The organism is Pseudomonas huaxiensis, from assembly GCF_003231275.1.
In the GTDB taxonomy this organism is placed as follows: domain Bacteria; phylum Pseudomonadota; class Gammaproteobacteria; order Pseudomonadales; family Pseudomonadaceae; genus Aquipseudomonas; species Aquipseudomonas huaxiensis.
This window is the reverse complement of sequence record NZ_QKVL01000003.1, coordinates 212,052-236,655: the sequence shown is the minus strand read 5'-3', so window position 1 is coordinate 236,655 and position 24,604 is coordinate 212,052. Positions and strand designations below refer to the sequence as shown.

The following is a 24,604-nucleotide window of genomic DNA, read 5'->3' as shown; positions in this document are numbered from 1 at the left end:
GATCGCATGCTCTCCAGCGAGGACGTGATGCGTCGTCGCGCCAGCTTCCTGCAGCGCATCCATGTCGACGGCCCTTTGCTGATCCTGCTGCTGACCCTCGCGGCCGGCAGCCTGTTCGTCCTCTATTCGGCCAGCGGCAAGAACTGGGACCTGCTGCTCAAGCAAGCCTCGTCGTTCGGTATCGGCCTGGTCTCGATGTTCGTCATTGCCCAGCTCGAACCGCGCTTCATGGCGCGCTGGGTGCCGTTGGCCTACGTGTTCGGGGTGATCCTGCTGGTGGTGGTGGACGTCATGGGCCACAACGCCATGGGCGCGACGCGCTGGATCAACATCCCCGGGGTGATTCGTTTCCAGCCGTCGGAATTCATGAAGATCATCATGCCGGCGACCATCGCCTGGTACCTGGCCAAGCGCACGCTGCCGCCGCACCTGAAACACGTAATGATCAGCCTGGTGCTGATCGGCCTGCCGTTCATCCTCATCGTTCGCCAGCCGGACCTCGGCACCGCGCTGTTGATCCTCGCGTCCGGTGCGTTCGTGCTGTTCATGGGCGGGCTGCGCTGGCGCTGGATCATCAGCGTGCTGGCGGCGGCCGTGCCAGTGGCTGTGGCGATGTGGTTCTTCGTCATGCATGACTACCAGAAGCAACGGGTACTGACCTTCCTCGACCCGGAAAGCGACCCGCTGGGCACCGGCTGGAACATCATCCAGTCGAAGGCGGCGATCGGTTCCGGTGGCGTATTCGGCAAAGGTTGGCTGCTGGGCACCCAGTCGCACCTGGACTTCCTCCCGGAAAGCCACACCGACTTCATCATCGCCGTGCTCGGCGAAGAGTTCGGCCTGGTGGGCATTTGCGCGCTGTTGCTGATCTATTTGCTGCTGATCGGCCGCGGGCTGGTGATCACCGCCCAGGCCCAGACCCTGTTTGGCAAGTTGCTGGCCGGCAGCCTGACCATGACCTTCTTCGTGTATGTCTTCGTCAATATCGGCATGGTCAGCGGGTTGCTGCCCGTCGTGGGCGTGCCGCTGCCCTTCATTAGTTATGGTGGAACTTCGCTGGTGACGCTGCTGTCAGCGTTTGGCGTTCTCATGTCGATCCATACCCACCGCAAATGGATCGCGCAGGTTTGAGTAAGGTGAATTTCTTGATGCAAGCAATGCGTGGCTGGATGGCCCGTTGTGTACCTCTGGCGGGCCTTATCGGGCTGTTCGGCGGCGTGCAGCAGGCCAGCGCCGGCGACTACGATGGATCCCCCCAGGTCGCCGAATTCGTCGGCGAGATGACCCGTGACTACGGGTTCGCCGGTGAGCAGTTGATGGGCGTGTTCCGCGATGTCCAGCGCAAGCAGGCGATCCTCGACGCGATTTCCCGTCCCGCAGAGCGGGTCAAACCGTGGAAAGAATACCGGCCGATGTTCCTCACTGACGCGCGCATCGCCCGTGGCGTGGACTTCTGGCGCCAGCACGAGGCCGCTCTGGCCCGCGCCGAGCAGGAATATGGCGTACCGGCCCAGGTGATCGTCTCGATCATCGGCGTCGAGACCTTCTTTGGCCGCAATACCGGCAACTACCGGGTCATCGACGCGCTGTCGACCCTGGCCTTCGATTACCCGCAGCGGGCCCCGTTCTTCCGCAAGGAACTGCGTGAATTCCTGCTGCTGGCTCGCGAAGAGCAGATTGATCCGCTGACCCTCAAGGGCTCCTACGCCGGTGCCATGGGGCTGCCGCAGTTCATGCCGAGCAGCTTCCGCGCCTACGCCGTGGACTTCGACGGCGACGGCCACATCAACATCTGGAACAACCCCGACGACGCCATCGGCAGCGTCGCCAGCTACTTCAAGCGTCACGGTTGGGTTGCCGGCGAACCGGTGGTCAGTCGTGCCATGGTCCGTGGCGAACGTGTCGACGAAGGCCTGAGCCCGGGCATCGAGCCAGTCAAGACGGTGGGGGAGTTGCGGGCATTGGGCTGGTCGAGTCATGATGCGCTGCGCGATGATCTGCCGGTCACCGCTTTCCGGCTTGAAGGCGAAAACGGCCCCGAGTACTGGCTTGGCCTGAAGAACTTCTACGCGATCACGCGCTATAACCGCAGCGTGATGTACGCCATGGCGGTACATCAACTTTCAGACCTGCTGGTTCAGGCAAGGGGCGCCCGGTAATGCGCATACTGTTCTCTGCTACATCGCTGAAACTGCTGGGCTGCGCGGCTCTCGGCCTGGTGCTGGTCAGTTGTTCTTCCAGCCGCCCGACCCAGAGCAGCAGCGGCAATGTGGTACGCGCCAAGCCCGGGCTGGACATCAACCGGGCCCACAAGGACGGCGCGCCGTGGTGGGACGTCGATGTCTCGAAGATCCCGGATGCCACGCCAACCGTGCACACCGGTAACTACAAGGCCAACCCTTACACCGTACTGGGCAAGACCTACTTCCCGATCCCCGACTCGCGCAACTATGTCGCCCAGGGCACCGCGTCCTGGTACGGCACCAAGTTCCACGGGCAGAACACCGCCAACGGCGAGGTCTATGACCTCTATGCCATGACTGCGGCGCACAAGACCCTGCCGCTGCCGGCCTACGTCAAGGTGACCAACCTGGACAACAACCGCAGCGTGATCCTGCGGGTAAACGACCGCGGCCCGTTCTATTCCGACCGGATCATCGACCTGTCCTATGCGGCGGCGAAGAAGCTCGGTTACGCCGAAACCGGCACCGCGCGGGTTCGCGTCGAGGGCATTGATCCTCAGCAATGGTGGGCCCAGAAGGGTCGTCCGGCGCCGTTGGTACTCGACCAGCCGCAAGTGGCCCAGGCCAAGCCGATTGCGGCCAGCACCGGCACCGTCGAACAGTGGACGCCACCGCCACAGCAGCACGCGGCAGCAGTCCTGCCGGTGCAGGTCGCCAGCAACAGCGTGCCGGCCAATGGCGGCACGTTCCTGCAGGTTGGCGCATTCGCCAACCCGGACGCCGCCGAGTTGCTACGCTCCAAGTTGAGCGGCATGGTCAGCGCGCCGGTATTCATCAGTTCCATCGTGCGCAACCAGCAGACCCTGCACCGCGTGCGCCTGGGGCCGATCCGCAGTCAGGGCGAGGTCCAGCAGACGCAGGACAGCGTACGCCTGGCCAACCTGGGACAGGCGAAAGTAGTCACGGCGGACTGACCGGGGGGACTGGTCGGTTTGTCATGTAGCCGGGCCGAACAGCCATGTACAATGGCGGTTTTGCTCGCAGGCGCGGCGGTTTGTCGCAGCGCCTTTTGTAACTTTGCCCTTCAGGGCATGAGCCCATAAGCCATTTCGAGAGACGGATGAACATCACCACCTTTGCCAAACGCCTTTGCCTGCTTGTTCCGCTGATGATCACCCCTGCCGCGTTTGCGGCAGAGCAGATGATGCCGTCGCCGCCGCAACTGGCAGCCAAGTCCTACGTGCTCATGGAAGCCTCCAGCGGCAACATCCTGGTCGAGAACAATGGCGACCAGCGTCTGCCTCCGGCGAGCCTGACCAAGTTGATGACCGCCTACATCGCGACCCTGGATATCCGTCGCGGGCAGATCGGCGAGAGCGACCCGGTAACCGTCAGCGAAAACGCCTGGCGCACCGGTGGTTCGCGGATGTTCATCAAGGTCGGCACCCAGGTCACCGTCAGCGATCTGCTGCACGGGATCATCATCCAGTCGGGTAACGATGCCAGCGTGGCGCTGGCCGAGCACATCGCCGGCAGCGAAGACGCCTTCGCCGACATGATGAACAAGACCGCCGGCGACCTCGGCATGAGCAACAGCCACTTCATGAACCCGACTGGCCTGCCGCACCCGGAGCATTACTCCTCGGCGCACGACATGGCCGTGCTGGCTCGCGCGATCATCCACGAAGACCCGGCTCACTACGCGATCTACTCGCAGAAAGAGTTCTTCTGGAACAACATCAAGCAGCCCAACCGCAACCTGCTGCTGTGGCGTGACAAGACCGTCGATGGCCTGAAGACCGGCCACACCGACGAAGCCGGCTACTGCATGGTGTCGTCCGCCGTTCGTGACGGCATGCGCCTGATCGCCGTGGTATTCGGTACCAACAGCGAACAGTCCCGCGCCGCCGAGACCCAGAAGCTGCTGACCTATGGTTTCCGCTTCTTCGAAACCCAGACCTTCTACCAGAAAGGCACCGAGCTGGCTCAGGCCCAGGTCTGGAAGGGCACCAGCAGCCAGATCAAGGCCGGTCTGGCCGAAGATCTGACCATGACGTTGCCTAAAGGCCAATTGAAGAAACTGGCCGCCAGCATGACCATGAACCCGCAACTGGTTGCACCGATCGCCAAAGGTGACGTGATCGGTAAAGTCGAAGTCAAACTGGATGACAACGTTGTTCACAGCGCCGACCTGATCGCGCTGGACGGCGTCGAGGAAGGTGGTTTCTTCCGCCGGGTGTGGGATAGCATTCGTCTGTTCTTCTACGGGTTGTTCAACTGATATCGTGACCTGCCATGCCCCTGCCACCATGCAGGGGCATTGTTGTTGCCACGGCTTACGAGGCCGGTACTGCCATGACTCAAGCTGACGTCAAAGCGCCAAAAATCGAATTCCCCTGCGCGGATTACCCGATCAAGGTAATTGGCGACACCGTGGTCCACTTCAAGGACACCGTGATCGAAGTTCTCAAGAAATACGCCGAGGTCGATATGACCACGCTTGCTGAGCGCCAGAGCAAGGAAGGCAAATACACCACCGTGCAACTGCACATCATCGCTACCGGTGAAGACCAATTGCACGACATCAACAGTGCCCTGCGTGCCACCGGTATCGTAAAAATGGTGCTTTGATGTCCGCCAGCCTCGGCTTTCGCGACCTCGGCCTGCTGCCTTACGAACCGGTGCTGGAAGCCATGCGCCGGTTCACCGACCAGCGTCAGCCGGGTAGCGGCGACGAAGTCTGGCTGGTCGAGCACCCGTCGGTCTTCACCCAGGGCCAGGCCGGCAAGGCCGAGCACTTGCTGGTACCGGGCGATATCCCGGTGGTTCAGACCGATCGCGGTGGCCAGGTGACCTACCACGGCCCAGGTCAACTGGTGGCCTACCTCCTGCTCGACGTGCGTCGTCTGGGCTTTGGTGTTCGCGATCTGGTGACGCGTATCGAGCGCTGCCTGGTCGAGTTGCTCGCCAGCTACGGTGTCGAGGCTGCGGCCAAGCCCGATGCGCCGGGTGTTTATGTCGATGGCGCGAAGATCGCGTCCCTCGGCCTGCGAATCCGCAATGGCTGCTCTTTCCATGGCCTTGCCTTGAATGTGGACATGGACCTTGCGCCATTCCGCCGAATTAATCCCTGCGGGTATGCCGGGCTGGCAATGACCCAGCTACGCGACCAGGCAGGCCCGATCGAACTCTCCGAGGTCAGGGCAAGGCTGCGCGGACAGCTGGTCAAGCACCTCGATTATGCTGAGCAGACGACCCTTGCGGGCGGAATCGACTGAAAATGACTATTGTGCAAGAACTGGTGCAAAGCACCGTGACCCCGGCCCCTCGGCCGAAGGTTGAAGCCGGTGTGAAACTGCGTGGCGCCGAGAAGGTTGCGCGTATCCCGGTAAAGATCATCCCCACTGACGAACTGCCGAAGAAACCCGACTGGATCCGCGTGCGCATCCCGATTTCTCCGGAGATCGATCGCATCAAGCAACTGCTGCGCAAACACAAGCTGCACAGCGTTTGCGAAGAGGCATCCTGCCCGAACCTGGGCGAGTGCTTCTCCGGCGGTACCGCGACCTTCATGATCATGGGTGACATCTGCACCCGTCGCTGCCCGTTCTGCGACGTCGGCCATGGCCGCCCCAAGGCGCTGGACGCCGACGAGCCGAAGAACCTGGCGGTAGCCATCGCCGACCTGCGCCTGAAGTACGTGGTCATCACCTCGGTGGACCGTGACGACCTGCGTGATGGCGGTGCCCAGCACTTCGCCGATTGCATCCGCGAGATTCGCGCACTGTCCCCGGGTGTCCAACTGGAAACCCTCGTTCCGGACTACCGTGGTCGTATGGATGTGGCCCTGGCGATCACCGCCCAGGAGCCGCCGGATGTGTTCAACCACAACCTGGAAACCGTGCCGCGTCTGTACAAGGCCGCGCGTCCGGGCTCGGACTACCAGTGGTCGCTGACCCTGCTGGAGAAGTTCAAGGAACTGGTGCCGCACGTACCGACCAAGTCTGGCCTGATGCTTGGCCTGGGCGAGACCGATGACGAAGTGATCGAAGTCATGCACCGCATGCGCGAGCACAACATCGACATGCTGACCCTCGGCCAGTACCTGCAACCGTCCCGTAGCCACCTGCCGGTGCAGCGCTTCGTCCACCCGGACACCTTCGCCTGGTTCGCCGAGGAAGGTTACAAGATGGGCTTCAAGAACGTCGCTTCCGGTCCGCTGGTACGTTCCTCGTACCACGCCGACCAGCAGGCGCATGAGGCCAAGATCAAGCTCTGATCCCGGCCTGTAAAAAAGCCCCCGCACCTGAGAAGGTGCGGGGGCTTTTTAGTTTCAAGTTACAAGCCTCAAGCTGCAAGAGGATGGGCGTAGTGCCGCGAGCTGCTTCTGCTTGTCGCTTGCAGCTCGAAACTTGCAGCTCGCGCGTGCGTCAGCGCGCGCGCAGGCTATCCAGCAACTTGTGTGTCGGATACCCGTCCGCCGGCCAGCCCAAGGTCTGTTGGGCATTGCGAATCGCTTTGCGGGTATTGGCGCCGATGATGCCGTCCGCCGTGCCGGCCTCATGCCCGGTGGCATTGAGCCGGTCCTGCAGCTCGATGCGCTCGCTGCGGCTCAACGGCAGATCGTCCTTGGGCCAGGCACCGCGGATGTAACCGGCGCCGTCGAAGCGCTCGTTCAGCAGGCTGACGGCCAAGGCGTAAGACGACGAGTTGTTGTACTTGAGGATCGCGCGGAAGTTGTCGAGCACCAGGAACGCCGGACCACGGTAGCCCGCAGGCAATATCAGGGCGGCGGAGAGTTGCTCGCTGCCGGCCGGAACGCGAGCACCGGCTGGCAGTTTCAGACCCAGGCGCAGCCACTCGGCAACGGTTTTGCGTTGGGTGCCGTCAGCCAGCCAATAGTCGAAGCCCGGTGCCAGCTCGACCTCGAAGCCCCAAGGCTCACCACGTTTCCAGCCTGAGCTTTGCAGGTAGTGGGCGGTTGAGGCAAGGGCGTCGGCGGAACTGTTCCAGATGTCGCGGCGGCCATCACCGTCGAAGTCCACGGCATGGGTGTCGTAGGTGGTGGGGATGAACTGTGTCTGGCCCATGGCGCCGGCCCAGGAGCCGCGCATGGCTTCGGGAGCGATATCGCCGTTCTGCAGGATCTTCAGCGCTGCTAGCAGCTGCGCCTGGGCGAACGCCGGGCGACGGCCTTCATAGGCCAGGGTCGCGAGGGAACGGATCACCGATTTGTTGCCCTGGAACTGGCCGAAATTGCTTTCCATGCCCCAGACGGACACCAGCACATTGCGTTCCACACCGTAGCGTTGTTCGATGCGGCTCAGCAGTTCGCTGTTCTGCGTCAGCAATGCCTTGCCGTTGCGCACCCGTAGCGGCGACAGCGCACCATCAAGGTATTCCCATACCGGGCGGCTGAACTCCGGCTGGCTACGGTCGGCCTTGATCACATCCATGTCCGGGGTGATGCCGGCAAAGGCGCGGTCGAACAGGCTTGGCGATACGCCGGCCTGCAGCGCCTGCTGACGGAAACTGACTTGCCACTCGGCGAACGTTTGCTGCGGCTGGACTTCGATATCGGCGGATGGCGTGGGCTGGACAAGAACCGGGGCCGGCTGGACTGGCGCGATGGGCAGGGCATCGGCGGCGGTCGGGTGCTCGGCGCAGGCAACGAGCAGGATGAGGCTGAAAGCAGCGGTCAGATGGCGGAGTTGCCAGCGACGGGAAAGGCGGAAGGGCATGCACAAATCCAGGTAATACGGGTCAGGTGACGACCATATCATGCCTGTGGATTTCCTGCCTTCATGCGGCCTTAAAGCAAGAAGCCTCCCAATCTCTCGATTGGAAGGCTTCGCGGCGGTAGCTGCCTTTGCCCTTTTCCGGTTGTTCCTGGCGGCTGCGGAACAGGGGTTGGGCAATGATGGATTTGGCCTTGTTCGGCCGGGATTTTGCCGGTTTCTTGCTCATGGAGGAGGTCCTGCCTGGGTGGATTCGGCGCGAACTATAGGGCTGTCACGCGTCGGTCGCAAGGCCGTCGGTCACGATCCTGGCAGTTATTCCGCCGGCAGGCTCAGGCGCTGCCCGGCCATCAGCAGCGAAAGGCGGGTCAGGCTGGTCCATGGCGAGCCTTGGGCCTGGCCCTTGATTTGCGCGTCGATGCGCTGGGCGTCAAACAGCAGTTGGCCCCAGCGCTGCGCTGAATGGCGTTGCAGTGCCTTGCTCATCAGTGGCTTGCGCTTGTCCCAGACCGGCGGACGAGCCTGGCTGAAGGCTTTGTCCAGTGGCACGCCCTGGCTGTACTGCTGGGCCAGACCGGTGAGTACCCGCAGTTCCCGGGCCAGGGCCCAGAGAATCACCGGCGGCTCGACGCCTTCGCCGCGCAGGCCTTCGAGCATGCGCAGCGCGTGGGCGGCTTCGCCATTGAGAATGGCGTCGACCAGGCCAAAGACGTCGAAGCGCGCGCTGTCGGCGACCGCACCCTGTACCGTTTCCACGGTGATGGTGTTGCCGTCGGCGAGCAGCTTGAGCTTTTCGATTTCCTGGGCGGCGGCCAGCAAGTTGCCTTCGACCCGTGCGGCAATCAGTTCCACCGCATCACGCTGCGCCGCCAACCCGGCCTGGGCCAGGCGCTGGTTGATCCATTGCGGCAGTTGCTGGGTGTCGACCGGCCAGATCTGGAGGAACTGTACCTGTGGTCCCTCGACCAGCGCCTTGCCCCACTTGGTTTTCTGCGCACTGCCGTCGAGCTTGGGCAGGCTGATCAGCAGAAGGGTGTCTTCGGCGGGGCGTGAGCAATATTCGATCAGCGCCGCAGCGCCCTTGTCGCCGGGTTTGCCGGAGGGCAGGCGCAGTTCCAGCACGCGTTTCTGAGCGAACAGCGAGAGGCTGGCACCTGCCTGGAGCAGGGTGCCCCAGTCGAAGTTGGCATCGGCGCTGAATACCTGACGCTCATCGAAGCCCTGCTGGCGCGCAGCCAGGCGAATGGCGTCGGCGGCTTCCTGGCACAGCAGCGGATCATCGCCGCTGACCACATAAACCGGGGCGAGTGCGCCTTGCAGGTGCTTGTTGAGCTGGGCGGGAGCAAGTTTCATAAAAGAAGTCGGGGCGCCGAAGCGCCCCGTTCAGCCTCAGCGGGCCGGGATTTCCAGCGGCGATTGCTGGGGTTGGGCTGCCTGGGCGCGGCGGGCCGCTTCCAGTGCCTCGGCTTCTGCCCGGGCGCGTTCGTCGGCCTTGGCTTGCAGCTCGTCGAGCTGGGCCGGGGTCAGCAGTTGCAGGCGCAGCACCATGTTCTGTACCAGGTCGCGACGCATTTCCTTGCGGATCTGGCCGGCTTCCTGGCCGGAGCCAGTGATGTTGTTGCCGTCATGCACGTAGATCTTGCGGACTTCCAGCTTGTCGGCAAGCAACTGCGTGTTGTTCTGGCCCTGGATCTCGTAGGACAGTTCGGTGCTCAGCTCGTATTCCACCGAGCGTGCGGAGCCGGCGTAGCTGGCGGCGCGCTGGTTTTCGATTTCGTTGGTCAGTACCAGTTTGAACGGCGCGCCAGCATGAACGTTGACGCCACTGTTCTTCAGCACGTCGCGCAGTTGAGTGACCGTTTCGCCGTAAGCGTTACGGGCGCTCACATCCAGTTCCTTGATGGCCAGCTCGTTGGTCCCGGTACCACGCAGTTGGAAACCGCAGGCGCTGAGCATTACCGCCAGGCCTATTACCAACAAATTGCGTTTGATCATCTTGTTGCTCCCTTGAAACCTTGTGGGCCTTGTCTGTGCGGGCGCCCGCCGGGGCGCCCGGTCCTGTCAGTTGGCGACGATGTTGACCAGCTTGCCGGGCACCACGATGACCTTGCGGATCGTCAGGCCTTCAGTGAAGCGCAGCACGTTTTCGTTGCTGCGTGCGGCGGCTTCGACGTCCTCGCGGCTGGCGGCGGCAGGCATTTCGATCTGCCCGCGCAGCTTGCCGTTGACCTGGATGACCAGTTGGAGGCTGTCCTGCACCAGGGCGCTTTCGTCCACGGCTGGCCAGCCGGCATTGATCGCCGGGCCGCTATGGCCGAGGCTCTGCCACAGGCCATGGCTGATGTGCGGGGTGATCGGCGCGAGAATCAGGGTCACGGCTTCCAGACCTTCCTGGATCAGCGCGCGGTCCAGCTCGCTGTCTTGCGCGGCCTTTTCCAGCACGTTCATCAGGGTCATCACCTGGGCGATGGCCGTGTTGAATTTGTGGTGCTGGCCGACATCGATGCTGGCCTGGCGAATCGCCGAGTGCGTGGCGCGACGCACGGCTTTCTGCGCGTCGCTCAGGCTGCTCAGGTCGGCCTTGGCCGGCAGTCCCTGGGCGACGTGCGCTTGAGCCAGGCGCCAGACACGGCGCAGGAAGCGGCTGGCACCCTCGACGCCGGAGTCGGACCATTCCAGGCTCATGTCAGGCGGCGAGGCGAACATCATGAACAGGCGGCAGGTGTCGGCGCCGTAGGCATCGATCATCGACTGCGGGTCAACGCCGTTGTTCTTGGACTTGGACATCTTCTCGGTGCCGCCGATTTCCACCGGCAGGCCGTCGGTCTTCAGGCGTGCGGCGATGATCTTGGCTTTGGCATCGCGCTCGAGCTCGACGTCGGCCGGGTTGAACCAGTCCTTGCCGCCATTGCTGGCAACGCGGTAGTAGGTCTCGGCGACCACCATGCCCTGGGTCAGCAGGTTCTTGAACGGCTCGCTGGAACTGACCAGACCTTCGTCGCGCATCAGCTTGTGGAAGAAGCGCGCGTAGAGCAGGTGCAGGATCGCGTGTTCGATGCCGCCGATGTACTGGTCGACCGGCAACCAGTGGTTGGCCGCTTTCGGATCGACCAGGCCACCTTCGTAGTTCGGCGACGCGTAGCGGGCGAAGTACCAGGACGACTCGACGAAGGTGTCCATGGTGTCGGTTTCACGCTTGGCCGCAGTGCCGCATTTCGGGCAGGTGCACTCGTAGAACTCGGGCATGCGCGCCAGTGGCGAACCGGCGCCATCCGGCACCACGTTCTCCGGCAGGGTGACCGGCAACTGGTCTTCCGGCACCGGCACATCGCCGCAGGACGGGCAATGGATGATCGGGATCGGGCAGCCCCAGTAGCGCTGGCGGCTGATGCCCCAGTCGCGCAGGCGGAACTGGGTGCGAGACTTGCCCGACTCCTTGCGGATCAGCGCGGCTTCGATGGCGTCGAAGGCGCCGGCGAAGTCCAGGCCGTCGAATTCGCCGGAGTTGATCAGCTGGCCATGCTCGCCGTAGGCGGCCTGCCATTCGCTGCCGACTTCATCACCGGCACTGGTGCGGACCACAGCCTTGATCGGCAGTTGGTACTTGGTGGCGAATTCGAAGTCGCGTTCGTCGTGAGCCGGTACAGCCATGACCGCGCCGTCGCCGTAGTGCATAAGCACGTAGTTGGCGACCCACACCGGCAGTTTTTCGCCGGTCAGTGGATGGCGGACCAACAACGAGGTGGCCACGCCTTTCTTTTCCTGGGTGGCGATGTCGGCTTCGGCGACGCTACCGCTCTTGCATTCGTCGATGAACGCTTGAAGCTCCGGGTTGCCTTGAGCTGCGAGGGTGGCCAGCGGGTGCTCCGCGGCGACGGCGACGTAGGTCGCGCCCATCAGGGTGTCGGGGCGGGTCGTGAAGACTTTCAGCGCGCCGGCTTCGCCGATGCTCGCCTCGTCATAGGGGAACTGCACTTCCATGCCGCGGGACTTGCCGATCCAGTTGCGCTGCATGGTCTTGACCTGCTCAGGCCAGCCCGGCAGATCGTCGAGGCTTTCCAGCAGTTCGTCGGCGTAGTCGGTGATCTTGAAGTAGTACATCGGGATTTCGCGCTTCTCGATCAGCGCGCCCGAACGCCAGCCACGGCCGTCGATGACTTGCTCGTTGGCCAGTACGGTCTGATCGGCCGGGTCCCAGTTCACGGTACCGTTCTTGCGGTAGATCACGCCTTTTTCGAACAGGCGGGTGAACAGCCACTGCTCCCAGCGGTAGTAGTCCGGCTTGCAGGTGGTGACTTCACGCGACCAGTCGATGGCCAGGCCCAGGCTCTTGAGCTGGGTCTTCATGTAGTCGATGTTTTCGTAGGTCCACTTGGCCGGCGCGACGTTGTTTTTCATCGCGGCGTTTTCTGCCGGCATGCCGAAGGCGTCCCAGCCCATCGGCTGCAGGACGTTCTTGCCGAGCATGCGCTGGTAGCGCGCGATCACGTCGCCGATGGTGTAGTTGCGCACGTGCCCCATGTGTAGCTTGCCGCTCGGGTACGGGAACATCGACAGGCAGTAGTAAGTGTCCTTGCCTGGCTGTTCACTGACTTCAAAAGACTTGTGCTCGTCCCAGTAGGACTGGGCGGCGGCTTCGATTTCGCGGGGCTGATAGTGTTCGTGCATGGCTACTTTGCGCTGAGAAATGGGAGACCTTATCCAGGCCGGTTGAAAACCGTTTGTGCCCGGTAATCCGGTGTCAAGAGTGAACGCCGTAGCATACATGACCCCCAACGGTCGTGGGAAACCCTGATTGCATCGCGGGCCGGCGCCAGGGCCGTTGGTCGCGGCGTCCAGCCGCTTTTGCCGGTGACGCTAAGCTCATGTCTGGGGGAGATGAATTTTATCTTCGATGAGGTGAACGGATGGGAGATTCGCAGCTACAAGCATTGAAGCCGGAGCTTTACGAACGACTGATCGACCGTCTGGGACTGGCCCTGGATGTGGCCCGGACCTCGGTTCGATTACGCGATGAAATGCCCGACGAACTGGAACTGCGTGGTTTGAGCAGCGCCGAGTTCGACGTTATCAAAGCCTATCTCGAGTCCGCGCCGGCACGCGGGCAAAAAGTTTCCGGCGTTGTACCCTCAATGGAAGCGCCCCCTTCGGGTCGGGTCATCTGGCTCAAGGACAAGGCACGTTCCACCGCAGCGCTCAAATCCCGAGCGCTGCAACGCAAATAACGTTCGACCTGTCACGGCGCAGTCTGGAGTGCGCCACCGCAACATTCTTTTCTCCGATACGGCGCCTGGTTAATGTTTCCAGGCGCCGATTTCTCTTACGCTCTGCACGAAATGCATCCGAACTCGGCCAGGCTGCGTTGAAAATAGGCTCGTGCGCGAGCCCGGTCGGAATGCTCATTTACAACCAGTCAACGTCGAGCGCGACCCCGGCCGTTCCTCGCCTATTTTCGCCTTGCCTGGCCTTCGCTCGAATACATTTCGTACAAAGCTTATGCTTCGCGCATTTCAGGGAGATGCCCGATGCCGTTTCGTTTCTTCATCAAACAATGGTTGATGCCGCCGGGCATTTTCTTCGTGCTGCTGATCGCCGGCTGGTGGCTGCGCAGGTCGTGGCCGCGCACGGCGCGTTTGTGTTTCGTCGCGGGATTCGGCGGTCTGCTGGCGATGAGCCTTCCGGTGGTGATGCAGCATGTGGCCAGCCAGATCGAAACGGTGCCGGCGCTGCGCATGGATCAGTGGGCAACGCTGGCCGAGCGTGCTGATGCCATCGTTGTCCTCGGCTCAGGGCGCGAGCGCGGCGACCCGGCCTGGGGCTCGCAAGACCAGCCAACGGGCGTGGCCCTCGAACGCATGCGCTACGCCGCACAACTGGCCAAGGCGTCCGGCCTGCCGGTACTGGCCACGGGCGGTCTGCACTACGGATCGCCGCCCAGCGAAGCACGGCTGATGGCCGATTCGATGCAGCGGGATTTCGGAGTGTCGGTGCGCTGGCTTGAAGAAGAGAGCCGCACCACCTGGGAAAATGCCGAGCTGAGCGCCGCGATGCTGTTGCCGCAAGGGGTCAAGCGGGTCGTGGTAGTGACGCAGGCCTGGCACATGCAGCGGTCGGTCTGGAGTTTCCAGCGGGCTGGCTTTGACGTGGTGCCGGCGCCCGTGGGCTTCATGGGCATTGATCACGGCTACCCGTTCGGCGGTTGGCTGCCGCACAGCAAGGTGATGTGGCAAAGCGGCCAACTGTTCAACGAAGCAGTTGGCCTTGTCGGATACCGACTTTTCTACTGAGGCTCAGACCGTCTTGGCGATCCGGCTGGTCAGCAATGCCCAGCCCAGCAACAGCGTGCAGAGGATCACCAGCGGCCACGAGCGCCATTGCAGGTAAGGCGTCAGTTGCTGCATCGGCACCACTTCGCCGTAGAGGATGGCGCGTTCGAACTGCGGAATCTGCGCGGTGATCCGCCCGAACGGGTCAATCAGGCCGGTAACGCCGTTGTTGGTCGAACGGATCATCCAGCGCCCGGCCTCAAGGGCGCGCATCTGCGCCATCTGCAGGTGCTGCAGCGGGCCGATGGACTTGCCGAACCAGGTGTCATTGCTGATGGTCAGGAGGATATCGCTGCGTGCGGCGAGGCTCGCGGCCAGTTCCGGGTAGACCACTTCGTAGCAGATGAACGGCGCAAGTTGGTAACCCTTGGCCTGCAGCAGCGGCTGGTCGGCCGGGCCGCGGGCGAAGTCGGACATGGGCAGGTCGAAGAACTCGATCACCCCGCGCAGCAGGTCTTGCAGCGGTACATATTCGCCGAAGGGCACCAGCTTCTGTTTCAGGTAGGTGCCGTCACCTTCGCCGATCGCGGTGATGCCGTTGTAGTAGCGCCGCTGGTCGTGCTCGATCTGCCGCACCGGAACCCCGGTGATCAGCGCCGAATGCCGATCTCCGGCGAAGCCGCTCATCATGTCCAGATAGCCTTGCACCGAGTCCTTGAACACCGGCACTGCGGTTTCCGGCCAGACGATCAGGTCGACCGGCTTGCTGGCGAAGCTCATGTCGCGGTACAGCTCCAGTTGACTGCGCAACTGGTTGGGTTCCCATTTCAGGCTTTGTTCGATGTTGCCCTGGATGGCCGCGACCTTCAGGGGATCGCCGGACGGCACGGTCCAGGCATGCCCCTTGAGCCCCAGGCCGATGGCCCACGGGCCGACCAGCAAGGCGATGCCGGCCGCGAGGAAGGCTTTGCGCTGGCGCAGAAGACGCAGGTTGCACAGCAGCGCGGCGGTCAATGCCAGCGTGAAGGACACCAGCCACATGCCGCCCACCGGCGCGAGTCCGGCGAGCGGGCCGTCAAGCTGGCTGTAACCGGCGTAGAGCCAGGGGAAACCGGTCAGGAACCAGCCGCGGAAGGCTTCCTGGCCCAGCCACAGGGCGGCAAAGCCCAGGGCGTCGGCCAGTGGCGCTTCGTTTCGCCGCAGCCAGCGCGCCCAGAGCCAGGCGGGCAGGGCGAAGAACCAGGCGATGGAGGCGAAGAACGCGAGCATCAGCCCGCCGGCCAGCAGCGCCGAGGCGCCACCGTAGGTGTGGATACTGACGTAGATCCACCAGGTGCCGGCGGCGAACAGGCCGAAGCCGTAGCACCAGCCGCGACCCAGCGCCTGGCGCGGGCTCAACTCGCGCAGGCCGAGGTAGAAAAGACCCAGCGACAGCAAGGCCAGCGGCCAGATATCAAAGGGCGCGAGCGCCAGCGGAGTCAGGGCGCCGGCCGCCACGGCCAGCAGGTTACCGGGCCAGCCGGGGCGGGTGATCCAACGCATGGTGGTCCTTAACGGGTGACGGGAGTCAGGCGCAGCAGGTGTATCCGGCGGCTGTCAGCGTTGAGGATACGGAAGCGATACGGCCCGATTTCAGTGGTTTCGTTGCGCTTGGGCAGGTGCCCGAACGCGCTCATGACCAGGCCACCGACGGTGTCGAACTCATCGTCGGAGAACTCGCTGTCGAAGAACTCGTTGAAGTTCTCGATCGGGGTCAGCGCCTTGATCAGGAAGTCGCCACTGGGCAGCGGTTTGATGTAACTGTCTTCCTCGACATCGTGCTCGTCCTCGATATCGCCGACGATCTGCTCCAGCACGTCCTCGATGGTCACCAGACCCGCCACGCCGCCGTATTCGTCAATGACGATGGCCATGTGGTTATGGTTGGCGCGGAACTCGCGCAGCAGGACGTTCAGGCGCTTGGACTCGGGCACAAAGGTGGCCGGGCGCAGCAGGTCCTTGATGTTGAAGCTGTCGCCGTTCTCCTTGAGGATCAGCGGCAACAGGTCCTTGGCGAGCAGGACGCCGAGGACATCGTCGTGGCTTTCGCCAACCACCGGATAGCGCGAGTGCGCGGCGTCGATGATCGCCGGGAGGAACTCGCGGGGCGACTGCGACGATTTGATGCTGATCATCTGCGAGCGCGGCACCATGATGTCGCGCACCTGCAGGTCGGCGACCTGAATGGCGCCTTCGACGATGGTCAGCGCTTCGCTGTCGAGCAGCTTGTTCTGGTGGGCTTCGCGCAGCAGCTCAAGGAGCTCCTGGCGGTTTTTCGGCTCATGGGCAAAAGCCTGGGTCAGTTTGCCCAGCCAGGACTTTTGCCCGTTGCTCGATCGATCTTCGCTCATGGCGGTTACTCGTGATCCTTGCAGATATCAGTGTGAGAGGTGTCGTCTTCGTCGTCGGCATAAGGGTCCGGATGACCCAGTTCTGCTAGCAACGTTCGTTCCAGTGCTTCCATTTCCTCGGCCTCATCGTCGTCGATGTGGTCGTAGCCCAGCAGGTGCAGGCACCCATGGATGACTAGGTGCGCCCAGTGGGCTTCAAGGGACTTTCCTTGCTCGGCGGCTTCGCGCTCGACCACCGCCACGCAGATCACCAGATCGCCCAGCAGCGGGATATCGAGCATGTCGTCGGGGACGTCGGCGGGGAAGGACAGGACGTTGGTGGCGTAGTCCTTGTGCCTGTACGTGTGATTCAGTTCGCGGGCTTCAGCTTCGTCCACCAGACGGATGGTCATTTCCGAGTCGGCAGTGCGCTGGCGCAGGGCCAGTTCGCACCAGCGGCGGAACAGGGCGTCATCGGGGGCGGCCGCTTCGGTCGCCCGTTGCAGGTCCAGTTCAAGCATTGCGCGGTTTGCCTTCATCCTTGGCCTGCTGGTCTTCGAAGCGCTCGTAGGCTTCGACGATGCGTTGCACCAGTGGATGGCGCACCACGTCCTTGGGCTGGAAATGGGTGAAGGTGATGCCCGGCACGCCTTTGAGCACCTCGATGACATGGGCCAGGCCCGACTTGGTGCCACGCGGCAGGTCGACCTGGGTGATGTCACCGGTGATCACGGCGGTGGAGCCGAAGCCGATGCGGGTCAGGAACATCTTCATCTGCTCGACGGTGGTGTTCTGGCTCTCGTCGAGAATGATGAAGCTGTTGTTCAGCGTGCGGCCGCGCATGTAGGCCAGCGGGGCGATTTCGATGACCTGGCGCTCGATGAGCTTGGTCACGTGCTCGAAGCCGAACATTTCATACAGGGCGTCGTACAGCGGTCGCAGGTACGGGTCGATCTTCTGGGCCAGGTCGCCGGGCAGGAAGCCGAGTTTTTCACCCGCCTCTACCGCCGGGCGCACCAGCAGGATGCGTCGCACCTGTTCGCGCTCGAGCGCGTCCACGGCGCAGGCTACCGCGAGGTAGGTCTTGCCGGTACCGGCCGGGCCGATGCCGAAGTTGATGTCGTTGCCGAGGATTTCCTTGACGTAGCGTTGCTGGTTCAGCCCGCGCGGACGGATGGTGCCCTTGCGCGTGCGCAGCGAGACGCTGACTTCGTTGATGGCCGGGTTTTCCAGCGTTTCAACGGTGGATTCCTGGAGGTACAGATGGACCATTTCCGGCGACAGTTCAGTGGCCTTGGTCTCGCGGTAGAGACGGCGCAGCAGTTGCTCGGCGGAAGAGGTGACCTTGGGCTCGCCAATCAATTCGAACTGGTTGCCGCGATTGCGGATTTCGATGGCCAGGCGTTGTTCGATCAGGCGCAGGTGCTCGTCGAACTGGCCGCACAGGTTGGCGAAACGGTGAGCTTCGAAGGGCTCGAGGATGAAACGATGGGGTTCGATGGGTGCGTTCAAGGTTGTTTTAAGCCGCCCTTGGGCAAGAAATATGTGGTGAAGGATAACCCCAGCCGCGAGCCTGCGAAAGCGCTGAAACGATCAATGGGTGGCGGGTTTGTCCACGTCCGGCACCGTGGCCATTCACTGTACCCGCAAGCCGCACAGTGAATGAGGACGCGCGTCGTCGCCATGAATGCCGATGAATTGGCCGATCCGCTTTGGATTGTCGCAGCGCAAGTTGACGATACGGTTATTCTCCGCGCGCAGTTGCGACGAGGCGCGATCCTTGGCCCGCTCGCGAATCGTAAAGTACAGGACCGGTGGCGGACTGTTCCTTGGGCCGTGGTCTCAAGGGCCTGTGCTATAGTTCGCGCCCTCTTTGATTCCGATCTTTCCTGCCGAAAATGACCAAGCGTGAAGCCCCCATCTACAAAGTGATCTTTCTCAATCAGGGTCAGGTATTCGAGATGTATGCCAAGCAGATCTACCAGAGTGATCTGTGGGGTTTTCTTGAAATAGAGGAATTCGTGTTCGGCGAGCGCACCCAGGTGGTGGTCGATCCCAGCGAAGAGAAGCTCAAGGCGCAGTTCGAAGGTGTTACCCGCAGCTTCGTGCCGATGCATTCGATCGTGCGGATCGATGAAGTCGAGCGCCTGGGTACGCCGAAGATCAGTGAGGCCAAGGGCGTCAGCAATGTGATGCCGTTCCCGATGCCTATCTCGGATAAGTAAGCCGGAAAAACAAGCCCGGATCAGGGCAGTGGCGAGAAGGGCGTGCGACCGTCGACGGTCTGCAGCTCCAGCAAATACTTGCGGAAGATCTGTCCGAGCACCTGGGTAGCGACTTCCAGTTCATCACGCTGCATCTGCGCCGCCACCTGGTCGGCCAGGTCCAGCGCATCCTCGGCGCCGTTGACCGCCGCCATCTTCAGCACGATATATGCCTGGACGTTGTTGGCAGGGACGCCCTCGCCGCGGAAGAACATCGTGCCCAGTTGCAGTTGCGCATCGGCATGACCTTGCAGCGAGGCCTGCTCGAAGTAATTCAGAGCCTGATTGAGATCACGCGGAGTGTTCTTGCCATCGTGATAGAACTCACCCAGTTCGTATTGCGCCTGGGCATCACCGGATTGCGCGGACTGCTTGCAGCGAGTCACGGCGTCGGCGAGCTCTTCGGGGGACGTGTTGAGGGTGCAGCGGCCCGTGGTGGGGATCAGCAACGAGTTACCGCCTGCCATGGCCAGCAGGGGCTGAAGTAGCAACAGGCAGCCCAGGACGAGGGCGCGGCCGGCGCGGTTCATGGTGATCGACTTACCTCTGCAAAGCTGCGGCCAAAGTGTGTCTGGTGGCACATTATGGGATAAGCAGCGCCAACCTTACAAAGTCTTTACCAGAATTTCTGTTAATGAGACGGAATTAACGGCCACGAGTTTGGTTAATTCTTAATAAACAGGGGCGAAAGTCTTACAAGCTATTGGCTTCAAGACTTTCGCCCTCGTTATGTTTGCCCGCTGTTTATTTCAGGCTGGCGAAGGCCCGCTCGGCGGCATCGAGGGTGATCTTCAGCTCTGTTTCGCCGTGGGCGATCGAGGTGAAGCCCGCTTCGAACGCGCTTGGCGCCAGGTACACGCCGCCTTCCAGCATCAGGTGGAAGAAGCGCTTGAAGCGATCGGTGTCGCTGCCCATCACATCGTCGAAGGTGACGATATCGTCGGCTCCGGTGAAGTACAGGCCGAACATGCCGCCCGCCTGCGTGGTGACGAACGGTACGCCCGCCGCGTCGGCGCGCTGTTGCAGGCCGTCCAGCAGGCGGCTGGTGAAGGCGCTCAGTTCGTCGTGGAAGCCCGGACGGCTGATCAGCTTCAGGGTGGTCAGACCGGCGGCCATGGCCAGCGGGTTACCGGACAGGGTGCCGGCCTGGTAGACCGGGCCCAGCGGGGCGATCTGTTCCATGATGTGGCGCTTGCCACCGAAGCAGCCGACCGGCATGCCGCCGCCGACGATCTTGCCGAAGGTCGACAGGTCCGGGGTCACGCCGTAGTGCGCCTGGGCGCCGCCGAGGGCGACACGGAAACCGGTCATCACTTCGTCGAAGATCAGCACCACGCCGTGCTGGTCGCACAGGCTGCGCAGGCCTTCGAGGAAACCCGGTGCCGGCGGCACGCAGTTCATGTTGCCGGCTACCGGCTCGACGATGATGCACGCCACGTCCTGGCCGACTTCACCGAGCATCTTGGCCACCGCGTCGATGTCGTTGAACGGCAGGGTCAGGGTGTGTTTGGCGAAGTCCGCCGGCACGCCGGCCGAGCTTGGCACGCCCTGGGTCAGCAGGCCGGAGCCGGCTTTCACCAGCAGGCTGTCGGAGTGACCGTGGTAGCAGCCCTCGAACTTGATGATGCTGTCGCGACCGGTGAAACCACGGGCCAGGCGGATAGCACTCATGGTCGCTTCGGTGCCGGAGCTGACCATGCGCACCATTTCCATCGATGGCACCAGCGAGCAGACCAGATCGGCCATCTCGGTTTCCATCGCGGTCGGTGCGCCGTAGGACAGGCCGTGTTCCAGTTGCTTGCGCACCGAAGCCAGCACGTCCGGGTGGCTGTGGCCGAGGATCATCGGGCCCCACGAGCCGACGTAGTCGACATAACGCTTGTCGTCTTCGTCGGTGACGTAGGCGCCTTCGGCGTGTTTGAAGAACAACGGGGTGCCGCCGACGCTGCGGAAGGCACGGACCGGCGAGTTGACGCCGCCGGGGATGTGTTTCTGGGCGTTGGCGAACAGGATTTCGGAACGGGACATGGTGGTCTCTCGCAAATCAGATACGGGTAAAGAGGGCGTTGAAGGCACGGGCGCGGCGGGTGACTTCCTGCGTGCTGTCGGCACCGAACAGACCGTGGATCACCGCCAGCAGGTCGGCACCGTGCTCGACCAGCGGCGCGGCGTTCTCCAGGGTGATGCCGCCGATGACCGCGATCGGCAGTTTGATCCGTGTGCGGGCCTGTTCCAGCAATTCGACGTTGGCGGCCGGCGCGCCGGGCTTGGTCACCGAATTGAAGAAGCGGCCGAAGGCGACATAGCTGGCGCCTTCGCGGGCGGCCTGTTCGGCCAGGTCGAGCTGGGCGTGGCAGGTGGAACCGATGATTGCCTGGCGCCCGAGCAGGGTCCGCGCCGGCGTCAACGGGCCGTCGGTCTGCCCCAGGTGCACGCCGACGCCCAGGCGCGCGGCCAGCTCGGCGTCGTCGTTGATGATCAACTGGGTCTTGTAGCGCTCACAGAGGTCGCGCAGGGCTTCGGCATCGCGCAACCGTTGCGCCTGGTTGTCGCTCTTGTCGCGGTATTGCAGCAGGGTCACCCCGCCTTCCAGCGCGGCTTCGACATAAGGCAGAAACCGGCCGGCCAGCAACTGGCTGTCGGTGATGGCATACAAACCGCGTAGCTTCATTACAGGCGCCTCACAGCAATTCAGTGTTTCAGGAGCAGAAATCCAGCGGCAGGCGGCGGGGCACGAACTGGCCCTTGCCCAGTTGTTCGGCGTCGCGCAGGGTCCGCCAGGTGTAATCCAGCGCCGAGCGTACTGCACTCGGCAGTTGCTCGCCGAGGGCCAGACGGCCGGCGAGGGCACTGGCCAGGGTGCAGCCGGAGCCGTGGTAGCTGCCGGGCAGGCGCTGGCAGGTCCAGGTGGATTGCTCGCCGTCGCGGCTGTAAAGGCGGTTATGGATTTCGGTTTCTTCGCCGTGGCCGCCGGTGATCAGCAGGTGTTTGACGAACGGCAGGAGTTTTTCCGCGCATTCGTCGGCCGTGCCCTCGGGCAGTTCGGCGAGGATGCGCGCTTCCGGCAGGTTCGGCGTGGCGATGGTCGCCAGCGGCAGCAGGCGTTCGCGGATCGCGTAGCCGACTTCGTCCTTGCCCAGCCGACCGCCGCCGCCGGCGCGCAGCACCGGGTCGCAGACCACCGGCAGGTGCGGATGCGCGCTGAGCAGCTCGACCACGGTCTCGACCATCTCCAGCGAGCCGAGCATGCCGAGCTTGACGGCGGCGACCTCGGAATCGGTCAGGACGATGTTGGCCTGGGCCAGTACCCACTCGCGGTCGAGCACGCGGAAGTCCTGGACATTGACGGTATTCTGCACGGTCAGTGCGGTCACGGCCGGGGCGGCGTGACAGCCTTGCGCGATCAGGGCTTCGATATCTGCCTGCAAGCCGGCGCCGCCACTGGGGTCGTGGCCGGAGAGACAGAGGACAACGGGGCGGGAGCTGTAGATATTCATGGTGCGCGAGCTTACCACCAAACTCTTTTAGCGGGTTTGCTGGCGCGTGCGAGTTTTTTGATCGAGCGGTCAGAAATATTTTGTTTTATGGCTGTATAGGCCGTGCCAGAGCGGCTGGTTTGAAATTCGCCGTGGTTGCTGGCAGCGCCGAGCGGCTATACTTGCGCGCTTCGAAATTGACATCAGGCACTGCCGGATTTCGTCGTCTCAAACGGACAGGAGGCATCACGACGCGACCGTGCAGGCCTTGCTGGGGCTGTATGCGCTATTTGCTGATCGTTCTACTGGGCTGGCTTCCGTTGCTGGCCGATGCCGTGGCGTTCGACGACTCGACCCGAAGCCTGCCCCTGGGCCACGTCATGCAGGTGTTCGAAGACCACGACGGCAGTGCCTCCATCGCCCAGGTCAGTGCGCCATCCTTTGTCACCCACTTCCAGCCGCACCAGGCTGATGTGCTCAACGCCGGTTATTCCACGTCCGCGTTCTGGCTGAAAATCGACCTCCACTACAACGCCATGCCCCAGGCCGCGCCGCGCGCCTGGCTGCTCGAACTCGCCTACCCGCCGCTGGATCACCTTGAGCTGTATCTGCCGGACGCAGGCGGCGTCTATCGCCTGGCCCAGCGCACCGGCGATGCGCTGCCGTATGCCAGTCGGCAGATCGCCCAAAGCAACTTCCTGTTCGAATTGCCCGTGCAGCCGAATCAGTCGCTGACCGTCTATCTGCGCCTGCACAGCGAAGGCTCGGTGCAGGCGCCGCTGACGCTCTGGTCCAGCCAGGCCTATGTGGAAGCCCTGCCGGCGAAAATCTATGTGCTTGGGCTGATCTACGGCGTGCTGCTGGGGATGCTGGTCTACAACCTGTTCATCTACGTCAGCGTGCGCGACACCAGTTACCTCTGGTACATCCTTTATATCGCCTCGTTCGGCCTCTACCAGTTGTCCGTCAATGGCGCGGCCGTGGCCTATTTCTGGCCGGACAGCCCGTGGTGGGCGAATGCCGCGACGCCGCTGTTCATCGGTGCTGCCGGCCTGTTCGGTTGTCAGTTCGCCCGCAGTTTCCTGCAGATGTCCCGCCACAGCCGGGCCTTCGACCGTCTGCTGCTGGGGCTGGTGATCTGTTCGGCGCTGGTGATGCTGATGTCGCTGGCGTCCAGCTACGGCCTCGCTTTGCGCCTGGCCACCGCGCTGGCGCTGGCCTTCACCCTGTGCATCTTTGCCGCCGGCGTGTTCGCCTGGCGGCGGGGCATGCGGGTAGCGCGCTACTTCATCATCGCCTGGTCGGCGTTTCTGCTCGGTGGTCTGGTCAACACGCTGATGGTGCTGGGCTACCTGCCCAACGTCTTCCTCACCATGTACGCGAGCCAGATTGGCGCGGCGCTGGAGGTCGGCCTGCTGTCGCTAGCCCTGGCCGACCGGATCAACGGCATGCGCGATGAACAGGCGCGAACCCTGCGCGAAGCCGGCCATGCGCTGGAGCAAATGAACCAGCAACTGGCCCACAGCAACCGCCTCAAGGACCAATTCCTCGCCACAGTGACCCACGAACTGCGCACTCCGATGAACGGCGTGATCGGCTCGCTGGAACTGATGCAGACGCTGCCGCTGGAAGCCGAGCTGGGCCACTACCAGCACACCGCCAGTGTTGCTGCGCAGAACATGATGCGCATGGTCGATGACATCCTTGTCCTCACTGAATTGCAGGCCGGCCGGCTGGCCGCTCGCAACGAGCCGTTCAGCCTGCGTGGCCTGTTGCATGAGCTGGGTGGGCGGTTCCACCCGAGCGCCCTGGACAAGGGCTTGCTGTTGAACCTGGACGTGGCGGAAGAACTCCCGGACCGGATCGTCGGCGACCGGCACAAGCTGGCTCTGTGCCTTGGTCACCTGCTCGACAACGCCCTCAAATTCACCCACCGCGGTGGTGTCAGCCTGCAGGTGCGAGGTGTCAGGGCGCAGGGGCCGTCGCTGCATTTGAGTTTCGTAGTGCGCGACAGCGGAATCGGCTTCGCCGCGCTGGACGACACCCTGCTGTACCAGCGCTTCTTCCAGGTCGATGGTTCGATGAGCCGTGAATACGGCGGCCTCGGCATTGGCCTGGCGATCTGCCGGAAGCTGGCCGCACTGATCGACGCGCGCTTGCAGCACAGCTCGGTACCGGGCGAAGGCAGCCGCTTCGAACTTGGTGTAGCGGTGACCCTGGCAACGGCGCCGGGCGATGCCCAGGGGCAGGTGTCATATCGCGGCTAGTGTGGCGGTTATGTCACTTTGACCCGGGCTCGGGGCGTGAT

Annotated in this window: 24 protein-coding genes and 1 pseudogene; 11 read left to right on the top strand and 14 right to left on the bottom strand. The window is 63.1% G+C overall.

All coding sequences use genetic code 11. The annotated features are described in order from the left end of the window. The first annotated feature begins 27 nt into the window (after positions 1-27). The 7 genes from rodA (at position 28) to lipA (ending at position 6,462) form a co-directional block, all read left to right on the top strand. The gene (rodA, locus tag DM374_RS06020) at positions 28-1,131 is read left to right on the top strand and encodes a rod shape-determining protein RodA (RefSeq protein ID WP_177431519.1); all 1,104 of its coding nucleotides are present in this window, start codon (positions 28-30) and stop codon (positions 1,129-1,131) included. A gap of 17 nt (positions 1,132-1,148) precedes the next feature. Continuing rightward, complete coding sequence (gene mltB, locus DM374_RS06015; protein ID WP_110969046.1) at positions 1,149-2,159, top strand: lytic murein transglycosylase B; 1,011 nt, start codon at positions 1,149-1,151, stop codon at positions 2,157-2,159. Further along, the gene (locus DM374_RS06010) at positions 2,159-3,157 is read left to right on the top strand and encodes a septal ring lytic transglycosylase RlpA family protein (RefSeq protein WP_095159323.1); all 999 of its coding nucleotides are present in this window, start codon (positions 2,159-2,161) and stop codon (positions 3,155-3,157) included. Before mltB ends, DM374_RS06010 begins: the two co-directional genes overlap by 1 nt. 146 nt (positions 3,158-3,303) lie before the next feature. Further along, positions 3,304-4,464, top strand: coding sequence for a D-alanyl-D-alanine carboxypeptidase family protein (locus DM374_RS06005; protein WP_110969045.1), 1,161 nt, complete (start codon positions 3,304-3,306; stop codon positions 4,462-4,464). A 74-nt stretch (positions 4,465-4,538) separates the two neighbouring features. Then, positions 4,539-4,814: a DUF493 domain-containing protein gene (locus tag DM374_RS06000; RefSeq protein ID WP_110969044.1), complete on the top strand. Its 276-nt coding sequence runs from the start codon at positions 4,539-4,541 to the stop codon at positions 4,812-4,814. Continuing rightward, entirely contained in the window at positions 4,814-5,461 is a 648-nt protein-coding gene (lipB, locus tag DM374_RS05995; protein WP_110969043.1) for a lipoyl(octanoyl) transferase LipB, read from the top strand. Before DM374_RS06000 ends, lipB begins: the two co-directional genes overlap by 1 nt. Before the next feature lie 2 nt (positions 5,462-5,463). Further along, entirely contained in the window at positions 5,464-6,462 is a 999-nt protein-coding gene (gene lipA, locus DM374_RS05990; protein WP_095159319.1) for a lipoyl synthase, read from the top strand. 151 nt (positions 6,463-6,613) lie between these two features. On the opposite strand, the gene DM374_RS05985 is transcribed toward lipA, so the two are convergent. From DM374_RS05985 to leuS, 5 genes are all read right to left on the bottom strand, one after another. Then, entirely contained in the window at positions 6,614-7,924 is a 1,311-nt protein-coding gene (locus DM374_RS05985) for a lytic murein transglycosylase (protein WP_110969042.1), read from the bottom strand. A gap of 61 nt (positions 7,925-7,985) precedes the next feature. Beyond that, positions 7,986-8,150 (bottom strand): alternative ribosome rescue factor ArfA, encoded by a 165-nt coding sequence (gene arfA, locus DM374_RS05980; protein ID WP_110969041.1) that lies wholly within the window; start codon positions 8,148-8,150, stop codon positions 7,986-7,988. 86 nt (positions 8,151-8,236) lie between these two features. Further along, positions 8,237-9,274, bottom strand: a complete 1,038-nt coding sequence (gene holA / locus DM374_RS05975) for a DNA polymerase III subunit delta (protein ID WP_110969040.1) — start codon at positions 9,272-9,274, stop codon at positions 8,237-8,239. Positions 9,275-9,310: 36 nt separating this feature from the next. Further along, positions 9,311-9,916, bottom strand: a complete 606-nt coding sequence (locus DM374_RS05970) for an LPS-assembly lipoprotein LptE (protein ID WP_110969039.1) — start codon at positions 9,914-9,916, stop codon at positions 9,311-9,313. 66 nt (positions 9,917-9,982) lie between these two features. Beyond that, on the bottom strand, positions 9,983-12,589 hold the full coding sequence (gene leuS / locus DM374_RS05965; RefSeq protein ID WP_110969038.1) for a leucine--tRNA ligase: 2,607 nt from the start codon (positions 12,587-12,589) through the stop codon (positions 9,983-9,985). Between the two features lie 239 nt (positions 12,590-12,828). Here leuS and DM374_RS05960 point away from each other — a divergent pair, with 239 nt between their 5' ends. Then, positions 12,829-13,146, top strand: a complete 318-nt coding sequence (locus DM374_RS05960) for a hypothetical protein (RefSeq protein ID WP_110969037.1) — start codon at positions 12,829-12,831, stop codon at positions 13,144-13,146. 300 nt (positions 13,147-13,446) lie between these two features. After that, entirely contained in the window at positions 13,447-14,208 is a 762-nt protein-coding gene (locus DM374_RS05955; protein ID WP_110969036.1) for a YdcF family protein, read from the top strand. A gap of 3 nt (positions 14,209-14,211) precedes the next feature. Here DM374_RS05955 and lnt read toward each other — a convergent pair whose 3' ends face one another. The 5 genes and pseudogenes from lnt to DM374_RS33655 form a co-directional block, all read right to left on the bottom strand. Further along, positions 14,212-15,729 carry an apolipoprotein N-acyltransferase gene (lnt, locus tag DM374_RS05950; protein WP_110969035.1) on the bottom strand — a complete coding sequence of 506 codons (1,518 nt, stop codon included), beginning with the start codon at positions 15,727-15,729 and terminating at the stop codon, positions 14,212-14,214. Between the two features lie 8 nt (positions 15,730-15,737). Then, positions 15,738-16,577, bottom strand: coding sequence for an HlyC/CorC family transporter (locus DM374_RS05945; RefSeq protein WP_095159310.1), 840 nt, complete (start codon positions 16,575-16,577; stop codon positions 15,738-15,740). A gap of 5 nt (positions 16,578-16,582) precedes the next feature. Continuing rightward, the gene (ybeY, locus tag DM374_RS05940; protein WP_110969034.1) at positions 16,583-17,077 is read right to left on the bottom strand and encodes an rRNA maturation RNase YbeY; all 495 of its coding nucleotides are present in this window, start codon (positions 17,075-17,077) and stop codon (positions 16,583-16,585) included. Beyond that, positions 17,070-18,068: a PhoH family protein gene (locus DM374_RS05935; RefSeq protein ID WP_110969033.1), complete on the bottom strand. Its 999-nt coding sequence runs from the start codon at positions 18,066-18,068 to the stop codon at positions 17,070-17,072. Before DM374_RS05935 ends, ybeY begins: the two co-directional genes overlap by 8 nt. A 123-nt stretch (positions 18,069-18,191) precedes the next feature. Continuing rightward, positions 18,192-18,338, bottom strand: a pseudogene (locus DM374_RS33655) (tRNA (N6-isopentenyl adenosine(37)-C2)-methylthiotransferase MiaB); the annotation flags it as partial. Between the two features lie 116 nt (positions 18,339-18,454). Here DM374_RS33655 and DM374_RS05930 point away from each other — a divergent pair. Next, the gene (locus tag DM374_RS05930; RefSeq protein WP_095159307.1) at positions 18,455-18,781 is read left to right on the top strand and encodes a DUF1820 family protein; all 327 of its coding nucleotides are present in this window, start codon (positions 18,455-18,457) and stop codon (positions 18,779-18,781) included. A 20-nt stretch (positions 18,782-18,801) separates the two neighbouring features. Here the strand turns inward: DM374_RS05930 and DM374_RS05925 are convergent, their stop codons facing one another. The 4 genes from DM374_RS05925 to DM374_RS05910 form a co-directional block, all read right to left on the bottom strand. Then, positions 18,802-19,350 carry a tetratricopeptide repeat protein gene (locus tag DM374_RS05925; protein ID WP_095159306.1) on the bottom strand — a complete coding sequence of 183 codons (549 nt, stop codon included), beginning with the start codon at positions 19,348-19,350 and terminating at the stop codon, positions 18,802-18,804. Positions 19,351-19,564: 214 nt separating this feature from the next. Further along, positions 19,565-20,848 carry a glutamate-1-semialdehyde 2,1-aminomutase gene (hemL, locus tag DM374_RS05920; protein ID WP_110969032.1) on the bottom strand — a complete coding sequence of 428 codons (1,284 nt, stop codon included), beginning with the start codon at positions 20,846-20,848 and terminating at the stop codon, positions 19,565-19,567. A 16-nt stretch (positions 20,849-20,864) separates the two neighbouring features. Beyond that, positions 20,865-21,491 (bottom strand): thiamine phosphate synthase, encoded by a 627-nt coding sequence (thiE, locus tag DM374_RS05915; protein ID WP_110969031.1) that lies wholly within the window; start codon positions 21,489-21,491, stop codon positions 20,865-20,867. Positions 21,492-21,519: 28 nt separating this feature from the next. Then, on the bottom strand, positions 21,520-22,317 hold the full coding sequence (locus DM374_RS05910) for a hydroxymethylpyrimidine/phosphomethylpyrimidine kinase (protein WP_110969030.1): 798 nt from the start codon (positions 22,315-22,317) through the stop codon (positions 21,520-21,522). A gap of 260 nt (positions 22,318-22,577) precedes the next feature. On the opposite strand from DM374_RS05910, the gene DM374_RS05905 reads away from it, so the two are divergent. After that, positions 22,578-24,563 carry a sensor histidine kinase gene (locus tag DM374_RS05905; protein ID WP_110969029.1) on the top strand — a complete coding sequence of 662 codons (1,986 nt, stop codon included), beginning with the start codon at positions 22,578-22,580 and terminating at the stop codon, positions 24,561-24,563. Positions 24,564-24,604 lie beyond the last annotated feature (41 nt).

Coding starts and splice junctions, on each gene's coding strand:
- DM374_RS05905 (WP_110969029.1), top strand. CDS start 22,578: ATGCGCTATTTGCTGATCGTTCTACTGGGCTGGCTTCCGTTGCTGGCC.
- DM374_RS05960 (WP_110969037.1), top strand. CDS start 12,829: ATGGGAGATTCGCAGCTACAAGCATTGAAGCCGGAGCTTTACGAACGA.
- DM374_RS05955 (WP_110969036.1), top strand. CDS start 13,447: ATGCCGTTTCGTTTCTTCATCAAACAATGGTTGATGCCGCCGGGCATT.
- DM374_RS06000 (WP_110969044.1), top strand. CDS start 4,539: ATGACTCAAGCTGACGTCAAAGCGCCAAAAATCGAATTCCCCTGCGCG.
- rodA (WP_177431519.1), top strand. CDS start 28: ATGCGTCGTCGCGCCAGCTTCCTGCAGCGCATCCATGTCGACGGCCCT.
- DM374_RS05985 (WP_110969042.1), bottom strand. CDS start 7,924: ATGCCCTTCCGCCTTTCCCGTCGCTGGCAACTCCGCCATCTGACCGCT.
- leuS (WP_110969038.1), bottom strand. CDS start 12,589: ATGCACGAACACTATCAGCCCCGCGAAATCGAAGCCGCCGCCCAGTCC.
- holA (WP_110969040.1), bottom strand. CDS start 9,274: ATGAAACTTGCTCCCGCCCAGCTCAACAAGCACCTGCAAGGCGCACTC.
- hemL (WP_110969032.1), bottom strand. CDS start 20,848: ATGTCCCGTTCCGAAATCCTGTTCGCCAACGCCCAGAAACACATCCCC.
- DM374_RS06010 (WP_095159323.1), top strand. CDS start 2,159: ATGCGCATACTGTTCTCTGCTACATCGCTGAAACTGCTGGGCTGCGCG.
- DM374_RS05910 (WP_110969030.1), bottom strand. CDS start 22,317: ATGAATATCTACAGCTCCCGCCCCGTTGTCCTCTGTCTCTCCGGCCAC.
- DM374_RS05970 (WP_110969039.1), bottom strand. CDS start 9,916: ATGATCAAACGCAATTTGTTGGTAATAGGCCTGGCGGTAATGCTCAGC.
- mltB (WP_110969046.1), top strand. CDS start 1,149: ATGCAAGCAATGCGTGGCTGGATGGCCCGTTGTGTACCTCTGGCGGGC.
- DM374_RS05945 (WP_095159310.1), bottom strand. CDS start 16,577: ATGAGCGAAGATCGATCGAGCAACGGGCAAAAGTCCTGGCTGGGCAAA.
- DM374_RS05930 (WP_095159307.1), top strand. CDS start 18,455: ATGACCAAGCGTGAAGCCCCCATCTACAAAGTGATCTTTCTCAATCAG.
- DM374_RS05925 (WP_095159306.1), bottom strand. CDS start 19,350: ATGAACCGCGCCGGCCGCGCCCTCGTCCTGGGCTGCCTGTTGCTACTT.
- arfA (WP_110969041.1), bottom strand. CDS start 8,150: ATGAGCAAGAAACCGGCAAAATCCCGGCCGAACAAGGCCAAATCCATC.
- lipB (WP_110969043.1), top strand. CDS start 4,814: ATGTCCGCCAGCCTCGGCTTTCGCGACCTCGGCCTGCTGCCTTACGAA.
- ybeY (WP_110969034.1), bottom strand. CDS start 17,077: ATGCTTGAACTGGACCTGCAACGGGCGACCGAAGCGGCCGCCCCCGAT.
- lnt (WP_110969035.1), bottom strand. CDS start 15,729: ATGCGTTGGATCACCCGCCCCGGCTGGCCCGGTAACCTGCTGGCCGTG.
- thiE (WP_110969031.1), bottom strand. CDS start 21,491: ATGAAGCTACGCGGTTTGTATGCCATCACCGACAGCCAGTTGCTGGCC.
- DM374_RS06005 (WP_110969045.1), top strand. CDS start 3,304: ATGAACATCACCACCTTTGCCAAACGCCTTTGCCTGCTTGTTCCGCTG.
- lipA (WP_095159319.1), top strand. CDS start 5,464: ATGACTATTGTGCAAGAACTGGTGCAAAGCACCGTGACCCCGGCCCCT.